This is a genomic window from Roseiflexus sp. RS-1, assembly GCF_000016665.1.
In the GTDB taxonomy this organism is placed as follows: Bacteria; Chloroflexota; Chloroflexia; order Chloroflexales; family Roseiflexaceae; genus Roseiflexus.
On record NC_009523.1, the window covers coordinates 4,882,262 to 4,903,037 of the forward strand.

The following is a 20,776-nucleotide window of genomic DNA, read 5'->3' on the forward strand; positions in this document are numbered from 1 at the left end:
CAACCTTCCAACCTTCAACCTTCAACATCGCCTCCACCGGTTTTCGTCACGTCCGATGGCGCTTCACCGAGCGGATAGCGCAGCGAGACCAGGAATCCGATCAGAATGTGCTGGATATTGATGAGCAGGAACAACGCTGACAGGCTCAGCGCGATCTCCGCAGCGTGTCCATGGCGCTGCAGCATGGCGATCAACACGGCATCACGCACCCCGACGCCTGCAAAACTGATCGGCAGCGCCTGGAGAATGGCGATCAACCCGGTGGCTGCCAGGATTTCGAGCAGCGGAATATCACCCAGCCGCAGCGCCAGATACATCAGGTAGATCCGCACGAATGTCGAAGTTGCCGAACCAATCGTGCTGATCAGGAGCAGCAACAGCGGCGTGAAGCGCAGACTGAGCGGCGCGAACTGGTCGCGCAGGCGTTCGAGCGCCGCACGCAACCGCGCGGGCGCCAGCGGGATCGCCAGACCCAGCGCCCACTCGCGCGGCGCCCGCGCCATCAATCCTGGCGTGGCGATCAACACCGCAGCCGCAAAGCCGACGGTCGCCAGTTGCACGACGCCGCGCGTTTCAGCAGGAAAAACATCGATGAACGCCGCCAGGCTCAGCACTGCCATCACTGCCCAGATCACAAAATCAAACAGGCGGTCGAGCAGGATGCTCAGCAGACCGGGCGCCAGCGGCACGCCGCGTTCGCGCAGATACCAGGCTTTGATGAAATCGCCCGACTGACCGGGCGTGATGCCGCCAGCGTATAACCCGATTGCGTACAGCGCCGCCAGATCGTTCAGCGACGGCGGCGTGTGCCCCTGCTCACGCACGATGATACTCCAGCGCCATGCTTTGACCCAGATGAACACGGGCATCAGCGCCAGCGAGAGGATCGCCGGACCGGGATCGATACCGACCAGCGCCGCAACCAGCGCAGCCGGGTCGCTGCGCCAGAGGAAGAAGATCAGGAGCGCAGGACCGATCAGACGAAGCAGCCAGCGGAGGGAGTGTTTCACAGGTCGCGCCGTTGAAAACGAAGCCCGGCAATCTGCTCAGCCAGCAAGCCGAACATGAAAACGACGATCGCGCCGACGAACAGCCCGACAGAAGAGTTGGGCACACGGAAACGCCCGATGTCGGTGATGAAATAACTGATGGCGAACGAGAGAAGGCTCAGCGCAAACATTGCCAGCGCCACCGGAAAGTAGACGCGCAGCGGCGCAAACATCGAGACCATGCGCAGCATGATGAGAATATTGCGCACGCCGTTTTTGAACAATTTCTGGCTGCTGCGTCCACCCTGGCGTTTGTTCATCATCACCGGCTCGAAGCGGATGTGATACCCCGCTTTGGCAAATGCCATCGCACTCGTCATGGGCCAGCCGAATGTATTCGGCAACAGGTGCAGAAACTCCAGCATCACCTCACGCCGCATCGCGCGAAACCCCGACGTCAGATCCCGCATCGGAAAGCCAGAAAGATAGGTGCCAAGCGCATTCAGGACGCTGTTGCCAAACCAGCGCACCAGGTTCTCGTGACTGTCCCGGTCGGGTCGTGTGGCGATCACCATATCGTACCGATCAAGGTGGCGCAGCAACCGTGGAATATCGGCCGGGTTGTGCTGCCCATCGGCATCGATCACAATCACAACATCGCCGCTCGCTGCGCGAATGCCGGTGCGCACCCCTGCGCCATTGCCCAGGTTGTGCGGTCGGCTGATGACCCGCGCCCCGGCTGAAGCCGCCTGCGCCGCCGTATCGTCGGACGACGCATCATCGACGACGATGATCTCCGCATCGGGAACCTGCGCACGCACTGCGCGCACGACGCTTCCGACCCGCGGACCTTCGTTGAACGCCGGAATGACGACGCTGATGCTGAAGGGCCAGTGGCGCGGGGCGTCGGGTTCCGCATCGGTATCGGGAATTGAGAGCAGCTCAGCAGTCATAGCGGTTGAAAGTTTGAAGGTTGCAGGTTTAAGGGTTGCAGGTTTGCAGGTTGCAGGTTGCGCAGCATCCGCATGCTTCACCTGATCGATTGAGCGACACATCCTGCGCATGCCTTTTGAGCGCTTATACTCGATCCGCACATGCGCTCTCACTACTCCCTCTCTGTTTCCCGCTCGACGAACGCCAGAAGGTCATCGTAGCCACGCAGCACCGGGAAGTGCGGAAAATCAGCGACGACATTCTGCGGCGGATCGAAGAGCGCGCCTGCATCTGCCGCTGCCAGCATGCCAACATCGTTGTACGAATCGCCGACCGCCAGCACCCGAAAATGAATATCGCGCAGCGCGCGCACCGCAGCCGTCTTGCTGTCCGGCATACGCAGGCGGTAGGCGGTGATCATACCCTGGTCGTCAACATCGAGCGAATGGCAGAAGAGCGTCGGCCAGCCAAGTTTCGCCATCAACGGCATGGCAAATTCATAGTACGTATCCGAAAGGATGATCACCTGCACCTGCTGACGCAACTGCCCCAGCGCCTCGACTGCGCCGGGCAACGGGTCGATGGCGCCGATGACGCGCTGAATATCCGCCAGCGTCAGGCGATGCTCGCGCAGGATTGCCAGCCGCCCGCGCATCAACTCGTCGTAATCGGGAATGTCGCGCGTTGTCAACCGCAGTCGTTCGATGCCGGTTCGCTCGGCGACCGCGATCCAGATCTCTGGAACCAGGACGCCTTCCAGATCGGTGGTGAGAATAGTTGGTTGCGTCATATCACCTCGTGATACGTGAGACACACAGGATTGTACCATGACCTGCGCGCGTCGGCGTCAGAATGACAGGAGAAGCCGATGATTGGCAGGGTGATCCCCTTCTGTGGCGCCGCGGTGGATGAAGATTAAGAATGACCACATTGCTGTGCTTTTGCCCCTCATCCCCCCTGCCCCCTTCTCCCACAAGGGGAGAAGGGGGAGTTTGGGCGTCCTGATGCCTGAAACGGGAGATGGCACGCAGGAGCTTCAAAAAACCTACCCCTACAAGCCCGCTGGCGGGGGACTACATGGCGAAGACCGAATGCTGCACGGCGCACATTGGCGCGAAAAGGATGGGATTGCGATGATACGCTGCTGCATACACAGGCTTTGCCGGATTTCAGTGCTCTTCTGTGAGCCGAATGTTCCAGAGATTGTTCTGGCAGTCGGCTATGGTATACTGAAAAGTGAGGTTTTCATGAACGACATGCGCTCCCTCGTCAAACGTGCTATCAAGAGTGTACAGTCCGGGATTCGATGGCGACACGACAGCGCAGCACAACACCTGGTGAAACGCAAGGCTCGTCGGCAGTTACCCGCGAACGCAACACTGGCAGCCTATGAACAGATCATCACGACGATTGTGCACGATCCTCAAGCGCGTGTATTCGTCTACTGGCACGACCAACGCGCCTATCCAACGGTCGTGAGCGTCATCGGTGGTGAGCACTGGCTGGTCATGCTCGATGAGAGTGGTTCACTGGAAAGCGCTTTTGTGATTGATCGCCCTGAGCGCTATCTTATGCGACCACAATTCCAGGAAACAGGCGTATTGGAAGAGATTCTACGATGATTCATGAGGAAATTGAACGCCTACTGACGGCTTACGAAACCGATGTGCGATTCCCTGAGGCAAGCGGCATGGAGTTGCTGGACATGCTCCTGAAGCGAAGCGAGATTGCGCAAGCTGATCGTGAGCAACTTCTCACCGTAGAGCAACGTCGTCGTCTCGCAGCTGCGGATCGCGTTCTGGCGTTGCAGGCGCGTCATTTCTACGCGTCGATCCAGCGCATCGCTGATCTGGAAGTGTGGCGTCAGCACGAAGGTGCGCCGCCGGGGGAATGGTGGTGGTATCTCGACGTGCTGGCGCATACGCCGGTCGTTGCGGCAGACGACACGCCGGTTCCTGCGTGATGTGTATAGTCTTCCTGCGGCATCCATGAAAAACCATAGACCGTCGTATCGCTCTGGCTATTGTGTCTCCAGATTGGCATCCACGAAAGGTCGAGCAAGACCTGCTCAGCAATCCATCTTCTGGTTATGGCATGAGGATTCAGTCTTTCCACATAAAAGCGGACCAGATAATCGAAAGCGGTCCCTACCAGGGAGTAGCGGTTCGAGAGAGGAGGGGCAAGCAGTTCCCTTTTCACTTTCATTCCGGGCATGGCGAATTCTTGACGAAACCGATCCCTGACATCCTTTCTCTCCAGAAATGAAGTAAGGCTCATAGAGTTTCCTCCATATGTGTTTGAAGAACACTCTTGCGATCAGCGCTCCGCCACAACCTGTGCCGTCGGGTTTTCCGTATCACGGCTGTGACCAATCCTCGACCGTCAACCCCGGCACACGCGCGAATTCCCGCACATTGTTGGTCACCAGAATGAGCCTGCAGCTGACCGCCTGAGCCGCGAGCAAGGTATCAATCGCGCCTATCGGTGTTCCTTGCGCTTCAAGAAAGGCGCGTATCTCTCCATAGGTCATCGCAGACTTCTCATCAAAAGGCAAGATCGTCAAGGGCAACAGAAAGTAATCAAGCGCCTGTTGGTTTTGGGCAACATATCTGCTCTTCGCAACGCCATACCGGAGTTCAGCGACTGTAATCGCTGAGACGGCCACATCGGTCAGGGGCAGCCGTGTAAGTCTCTGTAAGACGGCCTGCGACTTTTGTCGAATAAGCAGGATACAGATGTTTGTGTCCAGCAGATATTTCATTCAAACAGATGTTCACGTACCTGGATGGGAGGCTGATCGCGTTCAGCCATAAAGTCGTCGGAGAACATGGACAGACTCTCGATGAGCGTTTGCCATGAGTCGTACTCGGGAAGAAGCACGACTGCATTGCCCATGCGCTTGAGATAGACTCTGTCGCCGCGGAACCGATACTCTTTCGGCAGACGGATGGCCTGGCTCTGACCATTCCGGAAAATCCTGGCGGTGTCCATTGACTGTACCTCACTGTGCAAGTATATATTCTCAGTATACACTAACTCTTGACCTGTCGCAATCTATGCAGATGATCATCTCCTACATTCCTCACATCCATACGCCCGTTATGGCACGGCGCTGGGCGAACCGCGTCAGGACCCACCCGCTTATCTTATAGAGGTAGGTTTTTTAGGGAGCCCCTGCGTTCCTTCTCTCGTTTTGGGCTTCAGGACGCCCAGACTCCCCCTTCTCTCCTTGTGGGAGAAGCTCACAGGGGTCGGTTTTTTGGGGAGCCCCTGCGTTCTTTCTCTCGTTTTGGGCTTCAGGATGCCCAGACTCCCCCTTCTCCCCTTGTGGGAGAAGGGGGTTGGGGGGATGAGGGGCAAAAACGTACAGGAATGTAGAAAGCCGCTTCTCTCCCAACAACTCTTGAGAGGGATCCACCATCCTGCCTGCGTGTTAGCGCACCTGCACCCGTGAGAGTCGCAGACTCAGCGCGCGCGCATCGTTGCTCGCCGGATCGAGCCGCGCCGGAACGAAGGTCGGCGCGCTCAGTTCGATCACAATCCGTTGATCCGTCACGTGCTCCGATGGCACGAGCAGATGATACCGACGCCACTCCCCGCGCACCACCGGTACACTCCAGGCGGCGCCATCTCCGATGCGCACGGTCAGCGGCGTTGTCGCCTCCGCTTCGCCGCCGGTCATTGAGAGAAGCAGAACCGCGTCGTCACGCAGCGGTTCCGCCAGCGGCAGAACGAGAACCCCCTGCCCTTCGAGCCAGCGAAAACCGCCGATTGCGCCCTGCTCGGCAGGGGAGAAACCGGCAAGGTATCCTATGTCGAGACCATTTCCGACTACCAGGATATCCACCGGCGGCGGACGGAGCCACTCCAGCGCCCACTGCTGAATAGCCTCTCCTGCCGTCATTTCGATATAGGTCAGGATGGGCGCCGCCTGCATCGGAATACCGATTTCGCGCAACAGCACGCCGAAAACCAGTTCAGCACGCCGTGAACTTTTACGCTGCAAGCTGGCCAGCGCCTCTTCATAACGCCCCTGTGCCTTCAGCGCCAGCGCCAGATGCACCTGAGCATCGACAAAGTTTGGCTGAGCGGTGAGCGCAACGCGAAATGCGCGTTCGGCAGCGCTATAGTCACCCGACCGGTAGGCGGACATGCCGGTGATCATGGCACGTTCGCGCGCGATGCCGCTGGCGATAATCGCCGGGTAATCGCGGTAGGTCAGCAGCAACCAGAAGAATGCTGCAACCACAACGACCTGCACTGCAAGGTGCGGCGTCCATCGCACCCTATTCCACGGCGCCCCGAGCATGCCGGCGCCGTACAGAGCAATCATCATCCACAGCGGCAACAGATACCGTGGTTCGACATGGAAGATGAGCACGGTCAGCAACGAATAGCCGATCCATGCCAGGAAAAAGAGCCGGAAATGAATCCCCTCACGCACACGCCCTGCCAGCCCGACAAATCCGGTAACGGTACATGCCAGCCACATGAGATCACCGATTAGACCAAGAGGCGCTGTTTCACGCAGCGGTCGGGTGAAAAAACCTCGCTTGACGAAGTAATCCTCGATGAACTGCGCTTTCCAGATGTGACGGAAGGTGTCCCACATCGAGCGAAACGGACGCAGCGGATCCGCAGCCAGGATTTCGCGCGCGCGTTCGAGAGCGTAGATGTGGCGCTCCGACTGCGGCAGAAGTTGCAGCGTATCGATATTCGCATTCCGGCGCGCCATATCATCCAGATCGAGCCACAGATTGATCTGCCCCAGCGTATCGACCGGGATCAGATGTCCGTAGGTCAGGTAGTTGCGCGCCGTCCACGGTGCAACTATCGCCAGACACGCCGCCACGACGAGCAGCGCCGGTTTCAGCGCCCCTTTCGTCGCCTGCCAGCGCGACGCCGCGCCGGACGTCGCCGCGCGGACGACCAGCCATCCCACCACGAACACGACGGCGTACAGCGCCGGTGAGCGTGTCAGCGCCGCAGCGCCGAGCGCAGCGCCCGCCAGCGCCAGATCACGCAGTCGCTCCTCCTGGTCGTAGCGCACCAGCAACCACAGGTGAAGCAGGAAGAAAAACAGATACAGATGTTCGCTGAACAGCACGGTCGTCTGTTCGATCAGCGGATACCAGAGCGCCAGAAAGCCGGCAAACAACAATCCTGCACGCATACTGGCAAACAACCGTCGCGCCAGCCCGAACCCAATGAGCGTCATAACCGCCGCCAGCGCCGTCTGCGCCAGTTGAATGAACAACAGTCCGAGTTGCGGAACGCCCAGGATCAACGCCACCCGTAGCCAGAACGCAAAAAAGAAGACATGCAGCGGCGGGCGGATGAGCCAGGCATCATCAACATATGCACCCGTCACGGCGAATCGGAGCGCGCGACGGTAGTAATCGCCATCGTCGGCATTGGAGTAACGCGGATCGAGCGGGTTGACGCTGATGAACCACAGGCGGAGAGCAATACTCGCAACGACAAGGAGCGCCAGAGTCGCGTATGTCGCTGTGATCGGCGATACACGTGATCCCGCCATATTGGTTAACTCGCGGGTTATCATCCAGGCGCGTGGATCGAAACGCCGCGCCACTATCTGATGCCATTTCATGGTCTGACCTGTACGAGGGCATATTTACCGGCAATTGCTATCACCGCACCATCAGGGATCGCTCCGGCTTCGGCGCTGTGCAGCAGATAGCGCGTCGCCCGATCCGGCGGCGCAACGCGATGGGCAATCGCAGAGTACTTTCCGACCGGATCGCCCGGCGCCAGCACAACACGCAACGACTCTTCCGGCGGCAACGTTTGTTGCACCAGTCGCACCGCTGCCACCTCATCGGCGGGTTGCCGGTCGATCACGTCGCGCACACCGAGAGCGAAGCCGGACTGCAAGACCAGCAACAGGATCAGAATCACGCCGATCTGAAGCCGCACTGGGGTCAGCGCCCGCTGACGCGCCAGCGCACGGACGGTTATGAGCAGCGTCCAGGCTGCGGCAACCGCATAGACCGGCGCGAGCGGCAGGAAGAAACGCTGCAACGGCAGACCAACGGCCAGCGCAAGGGTGTGCAGCGTCACCCATATGAGGAGTGGAATGGCGAACAGTGGCAACGCTGGCGGAAATTCCTCAACGCCGTGTGACCGGAAGAGCGCCTTCCTCCCATGATAGACGAGTATTACCAGCCAGCCGGCGAGTCCGATCACCGCCAGCCAGTTCGCCGGGAACGCCAGCAGGCGCAACTGTGACGCCCGACCAGCGTCATCGGCGGTCTCGGCGCCGCTGCCGATGAATGCGCGCAGATGCGTCCACCACGCGCCGACAAAGCGACCAGGATCCTCCAGGATGACGTCGGTGAGCGATACATCATTGCTCACCTCATTCCAGCGCCCCCAGTCACTGTCGCCGTAGACCGCCAGCCAGACATTCTTCGCCTGCTGATTGTAGAGCGGGTGACCTGTGTCGCGCAGGTTGACGACCACCTGCGGCGCGGCAGCAATCGAAAAGGCGAAAGCAAAAACAAGGGCGTGGAAGGTTGAAGGTTTGCCTCTCGCCTCTCGCGCCTCGCGCCGCATCCACAGCAAGGCGAACACGCCGAAGGGCAGCAGCAGAATGCCGGGGTGTCGCACCAGAAACGCGCAACCGGCAACACCCCCGGCGAGCGCAGCCAGCCAGAGACTCCCCCGTATCCGGTGACTCGCCAGTAGCGCCAGCGCCAGCGTGCAGAGTGCGGCGAAGGGCATATCGCTGCCGACATACAGCGCATATTGCACCACAAACGGGTTCAGCCCCAGCACCACGAGCGCAGCCAGCGCCGGACCGCGCCCCAGCAGACAACGCGCCAGCCACCACGTTGCGCCGAGCATAAGCATCCCCGCGAGCGCAGCGATCAACCGCGCCGCGAGAAACGGATTCCCAGCGGTCAGCGGCGCGAACAGCCAGATCAGAAACGGGTACCCCAGGTTGTAGAAGCCATCGGCACGCAGAACCAGCGCCAGATCGACGGCGCGCGTCGCAAAGACGCGAAAATCTTTCTCGACCCCTGGAACCGACAGGGTGACGTGATCCTGCGCCGCCAGCAGGACTGCCATCGTCCACACGGCAATGCCACTCACTGCCAGAACATCCGGCAGCACGGGCAGGCGCGCGGCAAGCGCCGGACTGTACCGCAATGTCACAATTGCGCCAAGCAGAGCGCAGACTCCAGGCAGCAAGCCGCGCAGTGGATAGGGATACGCCAGTTGCAACCGATAGAAGAACAGATACAGCACCCCGATCAGGAGCATACCGACAAGCCAGGCGCGCAACGGGGCAACGAAGCGCAGCCATCGAACCGTTCCACCGCCACGCACCCCCGTCAGCGCCAGAAAGAGCAATCCCCCGGCAAGCGCCCCCCACGCCATCTGCGCCGGGTACGGCTGCAACGGAGGTTGAGCAGTGCGATAGACTACTGTATCAACAAGTACGCCAGCCAGGCGCGGATCGCCAGCGCTTATCGGCGCCACATCCGACCGAACGGTAATCAGCACATCTTCCGGCTTCAGCGACACACGGCGGAGTGGGATCCGAACCTCCTGCCACTCACCGGTGGTTGCGCCAGCGTACATCTCATGCCCATCGACCAGAATAGCGAAGTCTGGCAGCGTACCACCAGCGCGCCACCCGCGCAAACGGATCGTCACCTCCGCAGGAAGACCCGCCTGCGGCAACAACAGATAGGACTCGGCGCGTGTCCAGCGTGCACTGCCGTCAGAGCCATGCAGGTAGGCGCGCGCCTGCGGCAGATCGAGACGCTCCGGATCATAAAATCCACGCACATACGCAGCATCGAACCGTCCAACATCGATATGATGTGTAACCGGTATCTGGCAAAGGATCATCACCAGCGCCATGCCCGCCAGCGATGCCGCAATCGCGCGCACTGCCCACATCAGGGCAGCCAATGATTGCATAGCCGTCTTACCGCCTGCTGCGGTTCTCATATACTGACGCATACGCTGCGGGAGTGTATCATACTCCATACTCATCGGCAAAGCATGAGCTATGGTATACTACAATAATATCGACATGAAATCATATGTTGACTTCGAAATTGCCCTTACTCCGGCGGAAAGTGGTCGTTTCTTCCTGAAAGCGCGCGGTCCGCGCGGCGAGGAAGGCGACGGCGAATTACTGCTGCCCGACGCCGATCCGCAGATCCAGGCGTTATTGACACGTTTGCGTCTGCTGGATGTCGATGAGGCGACGCTCGTGCAGTTGGGGCGTGCGCTGTTCGACGCGCTCTTCAACGGGGCAGTGCGTGATGTCTATGTGCGCTGCCGCGGTGCACTCGCCAGCGATGAAGGGCTGCGTCTGCGGCTCAATATCCCTCCTTCGGCTGTATCAGCAGCGCTCCTCCCATGGGAATTCCTCTACGACCCGGATCGCGGACCGTTGAGTCTGCTTGATGCGCCGGTCGTGCGTCATCTGCCGCAACCGGATCGCATCCCGCCACTGACGGCGCCATTGCCGCTGCGTGTGTTGCTGACCGCCGCGCAGACGCCGCCGCCGACTGCGGTCGAACGTGAATTGACGGCAGTCCAGTCGGCGCTCGAACGCTTCGGCGATCAGGTGGCAACAACAGTCGAACCGCATTTGACTGCGACCATTTTGCAGAACCGTTTGCGCGAAGGGTACCATATCTGGCATTTCGTCGGTCATGGCGGCTTTACATCCGACGGCGCCACTGCGTGTCTGCTGTTCGAGGACGACCTCGGCGATCCGGAACCGGTCAGCGCGCTGCAACTCGGCATTATGCTCGATCGCAGCAACCTGCGGTTGGTCGTGCTGGACGCCTGCTCAACCGGGCAACTGGCAACCGACCCGATGCGCAGTATTGCCCCAGCCCTGATACGCGCCCAGATTCCGGCGGTCGTCGCCATGCAATTTCAGGTCCCGGAAGAAGCCACCTGCGCATTTGCCAGAGCATTCTACCACGCGCTGGCGGACGCTTTCCCGATCGATTTTTGCGTTACCGAAGGGCGGCGTGCGGTGATGAACATCACCGGTCTTGGGCGCGCCGACTGGGGTATTCCGGTGATCTATACCCGCACTGAAGATGGGCGTCTGTTCAACCCGCCCACTGCGCCGCCACCATCTTCGGTGGCGGCGGTAACGGCTCGTTCCGTCGGAACCGGCATGCAGGCGCTGGAGCATCTCATTCAGGCTGGCAGCGATGTGCGCGAAGCGGTGATCGCGTTTCGCGCCGATCTCCATGCGGTCGCGCGCCAGATCGACATGCTGGCGGATTACAAAGATGTGCACGATCAACTCCATTCGCTTCAGTTCCACTGCTATAACCCGATTGTCATCGATATGCGTCGTCTGCCCGACGACGACCTGGCATGGGAGAGCATCGCCAATTACGATGTGACCCTGCAAAGCATCGTGCGCGACCTGGATCAGATCGTCAGGCGCGGCAGATTGCCGGCAAGCGAATTATCGTGGGTGAACGACGTGCAAAGCGCACAGGTGGACATTGCTGGATCAATCGATGCTGGCGATCTGAAACTGTTGAAAAAGGCGGTTCGTCTGCTCAACCGGGCGCTGACTACTCAACCATCACTGATCAATGCCCGACTCAGCACCACAGCGCGTACCCTGCGACTTGCTTCGCTCGTCGAGGGTATGACTGCGGTGCGCGACCGGCTCGCCAGCACGGGGTACGACGCCGCCAGAGTCAGCCAGATTGAACTTGGCGTTACGGCGCTTGCCACGCTCAGCGCCAGCCTGGCCAGTCTGGTCGATGATCATGATCGCTGGCAGATCATCGACCTCGAACTGCGGCGCATCGAGCAGTTCATCGATCAGGACATCACCGAACTGGAACTCTCGTGGCCCGAGGTTCACCAGCGAGTGGCGCCATTCTACCTGGAGAACGCTGAGCCATGGGGCGCTGCATTGAAGAACGACGCTGACAAACTGACCAGCGCGCTGGAAGCAGCCGATCCGACGCGCGTGCGGCAGTTCTTTCGCCGTTTTCGCCGGCAGGCGGGTGAACGCTTTTTCCGCGTCGATATTGAACTTAAGCGCGTGTGTGACGAATTACGACTGATCGGCGAGTCGCTGACGTCTGTCCTTAAGGTACTGACTGTATGAGTATGACCGATCATCCGCCGCCAGAACCGTCGCGCGACCACGAAGTGCTGGCATTTCCTTCATTTGCAGCGCTGCGTGCAGCGCACGCCGAGATGCTGCGTCGCCTCCACGAAGAGGGATTGACGACTGCACTGCTGAGTCGGGCGGCTGAGATGATTGCGCGCGGCAGCGCCACCGGCGTGATCCTCGACGATGAAGACGAACGCACCGCTGCGCAGAGTTTGCTCGATTATTGGGCGACAATCCTTATCCGTAAGGGATATGAGCCTCCCGACGCCACTCTCGATGAGTTCGATCCTTCCCTCGCGCCGGAATTGGACGACTCACAATGCCCTTACGTCGGGCTGGATCCATTCCGTGAAGAGGATGCAGCGCGCTTCTTCGGCAGACGCCGCCTGGTCGAGTTCCTCGTCGCTCGCCTGACCGAACACCGCATGCTGGCGCTGGTCGGTCCTTCTGGTTCCGGCAAATCATCCGTCGTGCGCGCCGGTCTCATTCCGGCGCTGAAGCAGAATGCTATTCCTGGCAGCAGCGCCTGGCGATACATACCCATCATTACGCCTGGCGAACAACCCCTGTTCCACCTGGCGCATGCGTGGCGCCGGTTGAATGGTCAACCCGACGACCAGGCGCAGAGTGAAGAACTTGCGGAACGGTTCCGCGATCCGCAGCAGGTGGTCGCTGCATTCGACGGGACTGAGGCGGTAGTGCTGGTGGTCGATCAAATGGAGGAATTGTTCACCCTCACCGACGACGAATCGGAGCGTCGCGCATTCGTGGCGGCGATGGTGGCGCTGGTCGAGCACCCATCACCCCGGCATACGGTCATCACGACGCTGCGCAGCGACTTCGAGAGTTTTATTGCGCTCGAACCGGCGTTGCAACAGTGGATGGAACAGGCGCGCGTTCAGTTGCTGCCGCTCAGCGCCGGTGAAATGCGTGAAGCGATCGAACGCCCGGCGGAACTGGTCGGTCTCAAGTTCGAACCGGGCGTCGTCGAAGCGCTCCTGCACGATACGCTCGGCGAACCGGCAGCGTTGCCGCTGCTCCAATTTTCGTTGCTCAAACTGTGGGACGCGCGCGACCGCAATCGGGTGACCTGGCAGGCGTACCAGCAGATCGGCGGCGGGCGACAGGCGCTGGCGCGCAGCGCCGATGCGCTCTACAACAGCCTGATCCCGGAAGATCAGGTGACGGCGCGCCGCATTCTGCTCCGCATGGTGCGTCCAGGCGAGGGGTTGGAGATCACCAGCAATCGCATTCGACGCGATCAACTCTATCGCGCAGGCGAGGCGCGTGATCGTGTTGATCGGGTGCTTGAACGCCTGGTTGCTGCACGCCTGGTGCGGCTTACCCCCGGCGATACTCCCGGCAGCGCACAGGTGGAAATCGCCCATGAAGCGCTTGTGCGCAACTGGCCCACGCTGGTTGGCTGGCTCGAAGACGAACGCGCGGCCATCGCAACACGTCGGCGCCTGGAAGCAAAAGCGGCGGAATGGGTACGGCTTGGCGGCGGCGCAGCGGGTCTGCTTGACGAGGTGCAACTGGCAGAAGCCGAACGCTGGTTGAACAGCGCCGAGGCTGCCTACCTGGGATTCGACGAAGCGCTGCTCGATCTGGTGATCGCCAGCCGCACAGCCATCGATCAGGCGCGCCACGCACAGGAGGATCAGCGTCGTCGCGAACTCGAACAGGCGCAGGCGCTGGCGGAGGCGCGTCGCCTTCAGGCAGAACAGAACGAAAAACTGGCAATCGAGCAGGGAAAGCGCGCCGAAGCCGAGGCGCGCTCGGCGCGTCGGCTGCGTCTGATTGTGGCGACGCTGACAGTCGCCCTGATCGGCGCGATCATGTCGGGCATTCTGCTCCTTCAGCAGCAATCACAGATCCAGGAACGCACCTTTGAACTGGCGACGCAGGTAAGTATTTCCGACCAGGCGGCTGCAACCGCTCGAATTGCAGCGGCGAACGCGCAGGCAGCCGCTGCAACCTCGCAGGCTGCCGAAAGCCTGGCGCTGTTGCGTGGCACCCAGGCGGCGCTGGCAGCAGCGCAGGAATCTCAGGCGCGCCAGACTGCCGAGGCGCTGGTTCCGGCGCTCGAACGGCAGGCACGCCAGGCGCGCGCCGGTCAACTCGCGGCACTGGCGCAGGCGAAACGCGACGAACGACCGATCCTTAGCCTCCTCCTGGCGATTGAGGCGGTGCATATCACCCTTCAGAAAGGCGAAGCGCCGGTTCCGGTGGCTGACGCAGCGTTGCGCGACTCACTCACGCGCATCGGCGGCATCGGGCTATTGATCGGTGAGCCGGTGGTCGCTGCGGCAACCAGCGACGACGGCAGGGTTGCTGTAGCAATGACCGCAAATGGAACCCTCAGCATCTGGAATCTGACCGATCCTGGCTTGCCGCCACGGGTCGTCAACACGCCCGGATCACCAACGCTGCTCGTCCTCTCACGCGATGGCGCGCGCCTGGCAACCACTGGCGCCGATCCGACGAGCGTCCGTCTGTGGGATCTTTCGGGAACAATGCCGGTCGCACGCGAACTGGCTGCGCCAGGCGGCATCAATACTGCGCTCGCCATCAGCGACAATGGTCGTCAACTGGCGATTGGCGATGATCAGGGCGTTGTCCTTGTGTACGACCTGACCAACCCGTCAGCGACGCCGCAGCGCCTCAGCGGTCTCGGCGGGCGCAGCGCCGTTCGCTCGCTGGCATTCAGCCCCGATGGTCAACTGCTGGCAACCGGCAACGCGGATAGTCAGGCGCGGTTGTACAATCTGGCGTCCGGCTCTGGATCGTACACGCGCGAACGCACACGCGGCGCACTGACCTCGATCACCTTCAGTAACAACGGTCGCTGGATTGTCTATGGCAGCGCCGATGGACAGGTGCGCCTCTGGCGCTTAAGCGGAGCACAGTTTGACTCAGCCTATGTCCTGCTCGGATTGACAGCCGAAGTGACCGACGTGCGCATTGCCCCCGGCGACAGGCTCATCATTGCGGGCAGCGCCGATGGGACGACATGTATCTGGGATCTTGAAGCGCGGAGCGACAACCGCGCCCGTGTGGTGCTGCGCGGTCAAACTGCCAGGATCACCGGACTGGCATTGAACGGCAACGCCAGTCGCCTGGCAACCGCTGGCGCCGATGGGCGGATTGCGCTGTGGAACCTGACCGCAGCCGATCCTGGTGTGAACCCGCTGATCATGCGCGGTCATGATGGCCCGGTGAACGATGTGGCGATACCGGCGCGCACCTCCCTGATGTTGACGGTCGGCGCCGACGGCATGGCGCGTGTCTGGAATCTCGATGCGCCGCTGTATGCGCTGAAAACACTGCCGCAAGAGAGCGTTGAACTGCTGGAAGTCGCCTGCCGCGCTGCCGGGCGAACACTGTCGGAATCCGAATGGAGCGAATACGTCGAAGGGCTGCCGTACAACCCGTTCTGCAAGTAAGGGAGGAGCATGATGCCTGACACAAACGACATTGTGATCATCGGCGCGGCGCGCACACCGATCGGGAAATTCCAGGGTATGTTTCGCGCCATCTCCGCCACCGACCTGGGTGCACACGTCGTTCGGGAAGCCGTTGCGCGCGCAGCGATTGACCCGTCGCAGGTCGATGAGTGCATTCTGGGAAATGTGGTCAGCGCCGGGCTTGGGCAGGCGCCTGCCCGTCAGGCGGCGCTGCGCGGCGGTCTCCCGGAATCGGTCGGCGCGCTGACGATCAACAAGGTCTGCGGCAGCGGTCTCAAGGCGGTGACGCTGGCTGCCGCGCTCATCCGCTCCGGTGAAGCGTCGCTCATCGTTGCTGGCGGGATGGAAAGCATGTCGCGCGCACCCTACCTGCTGCCCCAGGCGCGGAGCGGGTATCGCCTGGGAAACGCTGAACTGATCGACTCGCTCATCCATGACGGGCTATGGTGCGCATTCGAGCACCACCATATGGGGCATGCCGCCGACTGGACGGCGCAAACCTACGGGATTGCCCGTGAGCAGCAGGACAGCTACGCCGCCGAGTCGCAGGCGCGCGCCGTTGCGGCGCAGGATGCCGGGGCGTTTACCGACGAAATCGCGCCGTTCAGGTTGCAAAGCGGTGACATCCTGACCACTGACGAACCGCCCCGTCGCGGCGTGAGTCTCGCCACGCTCAGCAAACTTTTGCCTGCCTTCTCACCGGATGGAACCGTAACCGCTGGCAATGCCCCCGGTCTGACCGACGGCGCGGCTGCGCTGGTCGTCACCAGCGCCCGACGTGCTGCCGAACTCGGCGTGCGCCCGCTGGCGCGGCTGACCGGCGTGGCGCAGGCGGCAGTCGCGCCACGCGAGGTCTTCACCGCGCCGGTTTATGCTATCCGTCGCCTGCTGGCGCAAACCGCGACCACCCTCGACCATTACGACCTGTTCGAGATCAACGAAGCATTCGCGGCGCAGATCGTTCAGAACATCCGCGCCCTGAACCTCGATACCGACCGGTTGAATGTGCACGGCGGCGCAATTGCCCTGGGGCACCCGATCGGCGCCAGCGGTGCGCGCATTCTGGTGACGCTCATCTACGCCCTGCTGCGTCGCGGCGGCGGGCGCGGCATTGCTGCACTCTGCCTGGGTGGGGGCGAAGCCGTGGCAGTGGCGGTCGAGGCAGCACCCTGATAGGCTGACATGGGCAGGTTTTTGGGGAAGCCCCTGCGTGCCATCTTCCGTTTCAGGCATCAGGATGCCCAAACTCCCCCTTCTCCCCTTGTGGGAGAAGGGGGTTGGGGGGATGAGGGGCAAAAGGCGCGCGAATGCAGCAAACCGCGCATTGCTCCTGATAACTCTACTCTTGAGAGCCCTGATAGGGTTGCGGGCGCCCACCCGCACTCCGGCGACGCAAATATTGCGAAATCGGTTACAAATTGTTACGAAATCGTATCATTCCTGCACGTCATCAGTATTATCATGGCAGGTACAATATTAAGTTGTCAGGAAAGGAACCGCCCACTATGGCTTCCCGGCAAGAACAGATCACAGCCATCATCGACCAGTTGATGACCAACACCGGAACCGATGTCGTCGGCGCTGCCGCTGTGGGGCTCGATGGCATCGCACTCGCTTCGCGCATGTCATCGGAAGTCAGCAATGAGCGACTGGCAGCCGTGGCCGCCACCATCATGGGCGTTACGCGACGGGTTGGCAATGAGTTACGAATTGGTTTTGCTGAAGAGATTATCATTAAGGCCAACAAAGGGTTGTTTATGGTGTTGCCTGCTGGCGACCAGAGCCTGCTCGCCATCAGCCTGCGGCAGGACGCCAATCTGGGATTGGTGCGCCTGGAGGCTCGTGATGCCGCGCGCTCAATCGGTCAAATCCTCACCATGGTATACTCCCCAAATTGACGCTCACGGAACACCCCATCCACGTTGATGGCGATGCCCCCACTTCGTTTCGTGGCTCGCTTCCCCGCCGAAAATAGCGCCGTCGCCCCGTCTCGCGGTTCATCGCCACACGCGAGCATTCTGGCTCGCACTCGCTGTTTATCATCCGACATCAGGAGGGATCACTATGTCTGTCGATCGATCGAGCTGGCAGATCAAAGACGAAGCGGTACTGGCTGAACTCGTCCAGTTGATGAACCTCAGCGCCGATGAAGCCGCAATTCTCAAGTCGCTGCACGATGCGGCGCAGAAGCAGGCGCCAGCAATGCGCGAGGATTTCTACAAACGACTGCTCGCACATCCGCAGACCGCTGAGTATTTCAGCAATATCAATATGAAGCACATGTATGAGACGCTTCAGAACTGGTTTGTTGAATTGTTTAATGGGGTCTACGACGAAACCTATGCCCGGCGTCGCATTACTATCGGCAGGGTGCATGTCAGGATCGGGCTGCCGGTGCGCTATCCCATTGCCATGCTCGATGTGGCGATGGCGCATGCCGAAGCCGTTGCGCGCACCCATCCGCAGCCGGACGCGGCGATGGCAGCAGTGCGCAAGGTGATCGCGCTCGATGTGGCAGTGTTCAATCAGGCATACGAAGATCGCCAGATTCAGATCCTTGCCGACACGGTCGGAAATGAACGACTGGCACGGCGATTGCTCTCTGAAGAATAGAAACGCAGCACAATAAGGGGACAGCAATGGCGCTCGAAGGAACCCTCCGCGACATGTCACTCAGCGATCTCTTTCACGTCTTTCGGATGGGACCAAAAACCGGTGTGCTCCTCCTGGCAAGTGCCAGTTCGCGCGCCATTGTGTATGTCGCCGCTGGAACCTTGATCGACGCAGCAGTGGTGCGTCTCCCTGATCGTGTGGTGGTCGCTGCTCAGGATGAGGCGGTGATCCAGATGTTGCTCTGGGATGACGCAACCTTCGTCTTCCGCCACGATCCAGCAGTCGCACAACGTCCGGTACGCATTCGACACGATGCCGAGCACCTCATTCTGGAAAGTATGAAGCGTCGTCAGAACCTTCAGGCAGCGCTTCCGTACCACCACATCACGCTCGATACATCTTTGCAACTATCACCATTGACTTCCGGGCGCGAAAGCAATGTGATTCTCAGCGTGGATCAGTGGCGGCTGCTGAGCCAGATCCCGCATTGTCCGACTGTCCGCGCCATCAGTGCTGCGACCGGCATCCCCCCTGACCAGACGATCCGCCTGGTGCTGGAACTCATGGCCATCGGTCTGATCGAGATCGTTCCCACCAGGCGACCGGCATCGCCCTCTGCGCATCGTCGCGAGATGTTTGCAACCGAGACCGAAGAACAGGCGGCAATCCCGCAGTTGATGATGCAACCGGGCAGCCATGCCCAACCGGTCGCCCACGAACGCCGAATGCCGGTCCGGCGCAGCCTGATCGACGCAGTGATGCGTCGTGTGCGCGCACTGTAGCGGAGGGAGCGCGCGGCATGCAGATCGTGAAGATCGTTATCACCGGCGGATATGCGGCGGGTAAAACCCGGTTCATTCGCACCATCAGCGATATCGAACCGGTATCGACCGACTACGCCGTCACGACGGAGGAGGAGCGCGCACTCAAGCACGAAACGACTGTCGCGCTCGATTTTGGCGTCATTGCGATCAACGAGCATCTGAGTCTGTACCTGTTCGGCACGCCAGGGCAGGAACGCTTCGATTTTATGTGGGAACACCTGGCGTTTGGCGCGCTTGGGTATGTGGTCATGGTCGATAGTTGCCGCCCGGCGCACTTTGCCGAAACACAGCGGTTGATGGATCGATTCGCGTCGATCACTGACGTGCCGTTTGTCGTGGCGGCAAACAAACAGGATGATGAGACGGCATTGCCACCGGCATATATTCGCCGTCGCCTGGGTGTTCCGGAAGACGTGCCGGTGCTGCCGTGCGTGGCAAGTGATCGCAGCAGCGTCAAACGGGTGTTGCTGAGTCTGCTGCATTTGATTGCTGAGCGGGTTCAGGATTAATTCAGGTTTTGACTTTGCTGCAAAAGCGTACCGCAGAGACGCCGGGGGCGCAAAGAACCCTGAAAACGAACCACGATGGATGCATGGCGCAGCATGCGTGTGCGCGATGCGCGAGAGAATCTTCCTCTGCGAATACCGCGTCTCTGCGGTGACATACTCCTTTTGCATTCGCGTACCCCCTGCATTGGCGCAGCGACGTTGTGCTTTTTCTCCCACTGCGCCGCAGGGCGCGAAATGGTATAATGACAGCAGTTCGTCCTGGATCAATGCAACGCCTATGAGTCACACTGTTCACGAACAGATTGCGCGATCCGCAGTCCCGTCGGTCACGTGCGGCATTATCACAATCAGCGACACACGCACCCCGGAAACTGATACAGGCGGCGCCCTGATTCGCACAATGCTGGAGGGTGCGGGGCATCAGGTCGCGCGTTACATTGTCGTCAAAGACGAACCGGATCAGATCGTCGCGCATGTGCGCGAGTTTGCCGACGCCGGGTGCCAGGTCATTATCACCAGCGGCGGCACCGGCATCGCAAAGCGTGATAGCACCTTCGAGGCAATTGATGCGTTGCTCGAAAAACGCATGCCCGGCTTCGGCGAGATCTTTCGCGTGCTGTCGTACCAGGATATCGGTCCGGCTGCCATGCTCTCGCGTGCAACCGCAGGCGTGTTCCAACGCTCGCTGATCTTCTGCCTGCCCGGTTCACCTGCCGCTGTGCGCCTGGCGATGGAGAAACTCATTGTGCCGGAACTCGCGCATCTGGTATGGGAAACCATTCGATAGGCGCGACACCCGTCGCGTTTGAGGCATAACGTGATCCGCTGGATACTGCTCAAACTCATCCGTTTCTATCAACTGTTCATCTCGCCCGCGCTTCCGCCGAGTTGTATTTACGAGCCGAGTTGCTCGAAGTATACCTATCAGGCGATTGCAAAGCATGGTGCGTTGAAAGGAACCTATCTCGGCATTCGTCGCATCCTGCGCTGCCATCCATGGGCGCAGGGCGGGTACGACCCGGTGCCGGATGAAGTGATCTTCGCCTTTCGCCCCGTGTCGCCTGCGGATGTTCCCGGCATGCTGCACCGCACCCGACGACACCCGGCAGCGTCTGCTGAAGAGCAGTCTGATGCTGAACGAACGACCGAACCGGCCAGGCAGGTCGTGCGCGAATGGGCGCAGACGGTGACGGAACGCTACCCGGAGGTGCTGCGCGTCGGGTATGTCAGCAATCCGGCAGATGGCGATAACAATAACAATAACAATGGACATAACAATGGACATCTGGAAGTT

Annotated in this window: 17 protein-coding genes and 1 pseudogene; 11 read left to right on the forward strand and 7 right to left on the reverse strand. The window is 60.6% G+C overall.

Going from position 1 to position 20,776, the window contains the following annotated elements; genetic code table 11:
- Positions 1-14 precede the first annotated feature (14 nt).
- From ROSERS_RS20095 to thrH, 3 genes are all read right to left on the reverse strand, one after another.
- Positions 15-1,010: a lysylphosphatidylglycerol synthase transmembrane domain-containing protein gene (locus ROSERS_RS20095; RefSeq protein ID WP_011958593.1), complete on the reverse strand. Its 996-nt coding sequence runs from the start codon at positions 1,008-1,010 to the stop codon at positions 15-17.
- Positions 1,007-1,942 carry a glycosyltransferase family 2 protein gene (locus ROSERS_RS20100; protein ID WP_011958594.1) on the reverse strand — a complete coding sequence of 312 codons (936 nt, stop codon included), beginning with the start codon at positions 1,940-1,942 and terminating at the stop codon, positions 1,007-1,009. Before ROSERS_RS20100 ends, ROSERS_RS20095 begins: the two co-directional genes overlap by 4 nt.
- Positions 1,943-2,094: 152 nt before the next feature.
- Positions 2,095-2,712, reverse strand: a complete 618-nt coding sequence (thrH, locus tag ROSERS_RS20105; protein ID WP_011958595.1) for a bifunctional phosphoserine phosphatase/homoserine phosphotransferase ThrH — start codon at positions 2,710-2,712, stop codon at positions 2,095-2,097.
- A 202-nt stretch (positions 2,713-2,914) separates the two neighbouring features.
- Between thrH and ROSERS_RS20110 the strand changes: the two genes are divergently transcribed.
- Both ROSERS_RS20110 and ROSERS_RS20115 read left to right on the forward strand, forming a co-directional pair.
- Positions 2,915-3,544, forward strand: a complete 630-nt coding sequence (locus tag ROSERS_RS20110) for a hypothetical protein (RefSeq protein ID WP_157041168.1) — start codon at positions 2,915-2,917, stop codon at positions 3,542-3,544.
- On the forward strand, positions 3,541-3,885 hold the full coding sequence (locus tag ROSERS_RS20115; RefSeq protein WP_011958597.1) for a hypothetical protein: 345 nt from the start codon (positions 3,541-3,543) through the stop codon (positions 3,883-3,885). The genes ROSERS_RS20110 and ROSERS_RS20115 overlap by 4 nt, the downstream gene beginning before the upstream one ends.
- Before the next feature lie 393 nt (positions 3,886-4,278).
- Here the strand turns inward: ROSERS_RS20115 and vapC are convergent, their stop codons facing one another.
- The 4 genes from vapC to ROSERS_RS20135 all read right to left on the reverse strand — a co-directional run bounded on the left by vapC (position 4,279) and on the right by ROSERS_RS20135 (position 9,875).
- Positions 4,279-4,683 (reverse strand): type II toxin-antitoxin system tRNA(fMet)-specific endonuclease VapC, encoded by a 405-nt coding sequence (gene vapC / locus ROSERS_RS20120; protein WP_011958598.1) that lies wholly within the window; start codon positions 4,681-4,683, stop codon positions 4,279-4,281.
- Positions 4,680-4,913, reverse strand: coding sequence for a type II toxin-antitoxin system antitoxin VapB (gene vapB, locus ROSERS_RS20125; protein ID WP_011958599.1), 234 nt, complete (start codon positions 4,911-4,913; stop codon positions 4,680-4,682). The genes vapC and vapB overlap by 4 nt, the downstream gene beginning before the upstream one ends.
- 442 nt (positions 4,914-5,355) lie before the next feature.
- The gene (locus ROSERS_RS20130; RefSeq protein ID WP_011958600.1) at positions 5,356-7,533 is read right to left on the reverse strand and encodes a tetratricopeptide repeat protein; all 2,178 of its coding nucleotides are present in this window, start codon (positions 7,531-7,533) and stop codon (positions 5,356-5,358) included.
- Entirely contained in the window at positions 7,530-9,875 is a 2,346-nt protein-coding gene (locus tag ROSERS_RS20135; RefSeq protein ID WP_049767548.1) for a glycosyltransferase family 39 protein, read from the reverse strand. Before ROSERS_RS20135 ends, ROSERS_RS20130 begins: the two co-directional genes overlap by 4 nt.
- A gap of 115 nt (positions 9,876-9,990) precedes the next feature.
- On the opposite strand from ROSERS_RS20135, the gene ROSERS_RS20140 reads away from it, so the two are divergent.
- The 9 genes and pseudogenes from ROSERS_RS20140 to yidD all read left to right on the forward strand — a co-directional run.
- Entirely contained in the window at positions 9,991-12,060 is a 2,070-nt protein-coding gene (locus ROSERS_RS20140) for a CHAT domain-containing protein (protein WP_157041169.1), read from the forward strand.
- Positions 12,057-15,515, forward strand: coding sequence for an nSTAND1 domain-containing NTPase (locus tag ROSERS_RS20145; protein WP_011958603.1), 3,459 nt, complete (start codon positions 12,057-12,059; stop codon positions 15,513-15,515). Before ROSERS_RS20140 ends, ROSERS_RS20145 begins: the two co-directional genes overlap by 4 nt.
- A gap of 12 nt (positions 15,516-15,527) precedes the next feature.
- Positions 15,528-16,709: a thiolase family protein gene (locus ROSERS_RS20150; RefSeq protein WP_011958604.1), complete on the forward strand. Its 1,182-nt coding sequence runs from the start codon at positions 15,528-15,530 to the stop codon at positions 16,707-16,709.
- A gap of 332 nt (positions 16,710-17,041) precedes the next feature.
- Positions 17,042-17,434 carry a roadblock/LC7 domain-containing protein gene (locus ROSERS_RS20155; protein ID WP_011958605.1) on the forward strand — a complete coding sequence of 131 codons (393 nt, stop codon included), beginning with the start codon at positions 17,042-17,044 and terminating at the stop codon, positions 17,432-17,434.
- Positions 17,435-17,600: 166 nt separating this feature from the next.
- Positions 17,601-18,149, forward strand: coding sequence for a protoglobin domain-containing protein (locus ROSERS_RS20160; protein ID WP_011958606.1), 549 nt, complete (start codon positions 17,601-17,603; stop codon positions 18,147-18,149).
- A 26-nt stretch (positions 18,150-18,175) separates the two neighbouring features.
- Positions 18,176-18,931 carry a DUF4388 domain-containing protein gene (locus ROSERS_RS20165; RefSeq protein ID WP_011958607.1) on the forward strand — a complete coding sequence of 252 codons (756 nt, stop codon included), beginning with the start codon at positions 18,176-18,178 and terminating at the stop codon, positions 18,929-18,931.
- 17 nt (positions 18,932-18,948) lie between these two features.
- Positions 18,949-19,482: a GTP-binding protein gene (locus tag ROSERS_RS20170; protein ID WP_011958608.1), complete on the forward strand. Its 534-nt coding sequence runs from the start codon at positions 18,949-18,951 to the stop codon at positions 19,480-19,482.
- Between the two features lie 277 nt (positions 19,483-19,759).
- A complete protein-coding gene (locus tag ROSERS_RS20175; protein ID WP_011958609.1) occupies positions 19,760-20,269 on the forward strand; it encodes a MogA/MoaB family molybdenum cofactor biosynthesis protein in 510 nt (169 codons plus the stop codon).
- A gap of 30 nt (positions 20,270-20,299) precedes the next feature.
- Positions 20,300-20,509: pseudogene (gene yidD / locus ROSERS_RS26990) on the forward strand (membrane protein insertion efficiency factor YidD); the annotation flags it as partial.
- Positions 20,510-20,776 lie beyond the last annotated feature (267 nt).

Coding starts and splice junctions, on each gene's coding strand:
- ROSERS_RS20140 (WP_157041169.1), top strand. CDS start 9,991: ATGAAATCATATGTTGACTTCGAAATTGCCCTTACTCCGGCGGAAAGT.
- ROSERS_RS20175 (WP_011958609.1), top strand. CDS start 19,760: ATGAGTCACACTGTTCACGAACAGATTGCGCGATCCGCAGTCCCGTCG.
- ROSERS_RS20160 (WP_011958606.1), top strand. CDS start 17,601: ATGTCTGTCGATCGATCGAGCTGGCAGATCAAAGACGAAGCGGTACTG.
- ROSERS_RS20115 (WP_011958597.1), top strand. CDS start 3,541: ATGATTCATGAGGAAATTGAACGCCTACTGACGGCTTACGAAACCGAT.
- vapC (WP_011958598.1), bottom strand. CDS start 4,683: ATGAAATATCTGCTGGACACAAACATCTGTATCCTGCTTATTCGACAA.
- vapB (WP_011958599.1), bottom strand. CDS start 4,913: ATGGACACCGCCAGGATTTTCCGGAATGGTCAGAGCCAGGCCATCCGT.
- ROSERS_RS20170 (WP_011958608.1), top strand. CDS start 18,949: ATGCAGATCGTGAAGATCGTTATCACCGGCGGATATGCGGCGGGTAAA.
- ROSERS_RS20145 (WP_011958603.1), top strand. CDS start 12,057: ATGAGTATGACCGATCATCCGCCGCCAGAACCGTCGCGCGACCACGAA.
- ROSERS_RS20100 (WP_011958594.1), bottom strand. CDS start 1,942: ATGACTGCTGAGCTGCTCTCAATTCCCGATACCGATGCGGAACCCGAC.
- ROSERS_RS20150 (WP_011958604.1), top strand. CDS start 15,528: ATGCCTGACACAAACGACATTGTGATCATCGGCGCGGCGCGCACACCG.
- ROSERS_RS20165 (WP_011958607.1), top strand. CDS start 18,176: ATGGCGCTCGAAGGAACCCTCCGCGACATGTCACTCAGCGATCTCTTT.
- thrH (WP_011958595.1), bottom strand. CDS start 2,712: ATGACGCAACCAACTATTCTCACCACCGATCTGGAAGGCGTCCTGGTT.
- ROSERS_RS20155 (WP_011958605.1), top strand. CDS start 17,042: ATGGCTTCCCGGCAAGAACAGATCACAGCCATCATCGACCAGTTGATG.
- ROSERS_RS20135 (WP_049767548.1), bottom strand. CDS start 9,875: ATGCAATCATTGGCTGCCCTGATGTGGGCAGTGCGCGCGATTGCGGCA.
- ROSERS_RS20130 (WP_011958600.1), bottom strand. CDS start 7,533: ATGAAATGGCATCAGATAGTGGCGCGGCGTTTCGATCCACGCGCCTGG.